Source organism: Streptomyces sp. NRRL B-24085 (genome assembly GCF_001282115.1).
Classification (GTDB): domain Bacteria; phylum Actinomycetota; class Actinomycetes; order Streptomycetales; family Streptomycetaceae; genus Streptomyces.
Map to the genome: position 1 here is coordinate 1 of NZ_LJBR01000544.1, position 2,655 is coordinate 2,655.

Consider the following 2,655-nt stretch of genomic DNA (forward strand, 5'->3'; position numbering starts at 1 on the left):
GGGTGTTGGTCATCGAGTCGCTGGTGTGGTGGCTGAAGACGACGGCGAAGGAGTCCTTGTTCTCCCGCAGCGTCCGGTCCAGCCAGCGCAACTGCCCGGTGCCCATGGAGCCCTGGTAGTGGCCGCCCGGGTCGGTGGTGTCGAGGCTGATGCCGATGACGTCGTCGGCGATGCGGAAGCTGTAGTACTGGGTGCCCGTGTCGAGGTTGGCGGTGGAGTAGCCGTGGCCGACGGGCCCGACGCCCCGGTGCGCGGGGTCGAGGTGGGCCCTGAGGTAGTCGCGGGGGGTGTAGGGGGCGCGCCGTTCGTCGGGGGTGACCGAGCGCATGCTCCGGGCGTGTGCCTTGAGCAGGTCGCGGAAGGCGTGGCCCTGGGGGTCGGAGGCTTTGCGGATCATGTCCTGGAGCTTCTTCGACTCGGACGCGGGCAGCGACATCAGCTTCTTGCCGCCGACGGCGTACTCGGCGAGCCAGGAGTCGCCGTGGCCGTAGCAGCCCAGCGGCAGGCTGTCGTGGTTGCCGACCGTGGAGTACCAGGGGATGGCGAGGCCGGGGCTGTTCAACTCCCGGACGGCGGCGGCGAGATAGCCCTGGAGGTGCGGGAAGCCGCGCTGCTTGTCGGCGTCGCGGGTGGTCGAGTCGGGCTGCCAGTACTGCTGGAGGCCGCTGTTCTGGACGCCCTCGTAGTGGCGCGGGTCACCGGAGTTGGGGGTGATTCTGCCGCCGCTCATGACGGTCAGGAACCAGTCGAGCTCGGTGTGGCTGTTGTTGTCCGTGTTGTCGCCGGTCGTCATGGCGAACTGGAGCGGGGCGCCGGTGGCGGGGGCGCCGCGCAGCGCGTTGATCCGCTCGACGAGCGAGATCGCGCCCGGCACGGTCAGCGCCTCCTGGGGCCGCCAGGCGTGCACGTCGGTCGAGCGCAGGTACTCCAGGCGCAGCGGGTGCTGGGTGTCCATCAGGTGCAGGTCGGTGAGCTGCACGAACGCGGCCAGCGCGGTCCGGCGGCCGGCCCGCCCGGCCTTCGGGGCCGCGAGTTCGGAGCGCACCTTGCGGCTCCAGCCGGGGCCGTCGCCGAGGCGCCGGTAGCCGGAGCCGGTGCGCGGGGCGGCGACGGAGGCGACGGTGGTGCCGCGGGTGTACGGGGCGAGGGGGGCCGCGGCCGGGGCGGCGGCCCGGTGGACGGTCTGGGCCACCGGCGCCTCGGCGGCCCCGGTGGCCGTCGCGGCCTGGCTGTCGGTGGGCCGCAGGGCGTAGCCGACGCCCGTGGAGACGGCGGCCGCGCCCGCGGCGGCGAGGACGGTACGGCGGTGGACCGCCGGCGTGGTGCTGGCGACAGAGCGTGTGCGCGACATGGCGCGATCTCCCCGAGTGCGAACTGCGTCGGCAGTGGTCGCGGGTGCTCGCGTTCGCGAGCCACCCGCTCGCTCTGGATGCTTGGCACCGGGAATGACCTGCGCGTGAACGAGACGGCAACGCGCAGCGCCGATCACCGTACGTGGATCTTGGCCCACCCCGTGTGTTCAGGAGCGCTCGTCGAACGGCCCGGGGGCGGTCACTCCGTGTTCATCTTCCGGGGTAGGACAGCTATCCCCCGGGCCGTCCGGTGACCGGCCGCTCCTGCCACAGCCGCAGGCCGAAGTCGACCAGCGGCACCCGCTCCAGCTCCGGTACCGCGTCGAGGTCGTGCCATGCGGCCGTGTCCGTGGAGCCGCCGACCTCGAAGCGCAGTTCGCCTCCGGTGACGCGGGCCTCGTACAGAAGCCCCACGTGGTGGGCCTCGACGGTGCGGCCGAAGCGGCGCCGCTCCGGGAAGCGCGCCGACCGCACCCCGAGCACACCGGTGACCTCGACGCGGTGGCCCGTCTCCTCGGCCACCTCCCGCAGCACAGTGTCGTAGGGGTCCTCGCCGTGCTCCATGCCACCGCCGGGCAGCGTCCACCGCGGCCGGCCGTGGTCGATCCAGCGGGCGAGCAGGACCTGTCCGTCACGGACGCACACGGCGTAGGCCGCCACCCTCAACTTTGCGCGCATACCGGCAAGTTAGCCCGCCGGAACCGGATTGGCCGGGGAGTATTCGGGCGCGGACCAGCGCAGCGGCAGCGCGGACGGGGTCTCGACGGTCTCGCGCACGGTGAAGCGGACCCTGCGCTCGGGACCGAACTCGGTGCTCGCCTCGCCCGTCAGTTGGAGGACCGTGCCGGTCGTCCAGTCGAGAAACAGCAGACCGGCCCGCGGGTCCGCGGCGAGGTTGCCGAGGGTGAGGAACATCGAGTTGCCGGGGTAGTCGCGCCAGCTCAGTTCCCCCGGTGCGTCGACGCGCACGAAGCCCGGGTTGCCGCCTCGGTGGCTGACGTCGGCGCCGCCCCCGTGCACGGAGGCCAGGAAGAAGGTGTCCGCCGTGGCGACGAACTCGGCCTGCCGGGGCGTGAGTTCACCGCTGTGCAGCGTGTCCCCGCGGCGCCGGCCGGCCACCACCTCGTACGACTGCCTCTTCTGGAGGTACTTCGGGCAGTTCGCGAAGACCTGGTCGGCCTCGATCGCGAACCCCCCTGCCGTGGGCCCGAGTCGGCCGTTGAGCCGCATCCGGCGGCGGGTGCGGGGGTCCAGGGCGATCGTGCCGACGGGGGTGCCGGGGGTGGTGAACGCCGTCGCGAGG

At 72.9% G+C, this 2,655-nt stretch carries 3 protein-coding genes; all 3 read right to left on the reverse strand.

Annotation, left to right across the window (positions count from 1 at the left end; all coding sequences use genetic code 11):
- The coding region (locus AOJ26_RS38990; protein WP_053853074.1) for a TIGR03767 family metallophosphoesterase at nt 1-1,351 on the reverse strand (1,351 nt) is incomplete at its 3' end.
- Between the two features lie 232 nt (nt 1,352-1,583).
- A complete protein-coding gene (locus tag AOJ26_RS38995) occupies nt 1,584-2,030 on the reverse strand; it encodes an NUDIX hydrolase (RefSeq protein ID WP_053853075.1) in 447 nt (148 codons plus the stop codon).
- 9 nt (nt 2,031-2,039) lie between these two features.
- On the reverse strand, nt 2,040-2,655 hold a 616-nt coding region (locus AOJ26_RS39000), incomplete at its 5' end, for a pyridoxamine 5'-phosphate oxidase family protein (protein WP_053853076.1).

Bases quoted from the DNA above. Each gene is read 5' to 3' on its own strand.
- AOJ26_RS38995 (WP_053853075.1), bottom strand. From the start codon at position 2,030: ATGCGCGCAAAGTTGAGGGTGGCGGCCTACGCCGTGTGCGTCCGTGAC.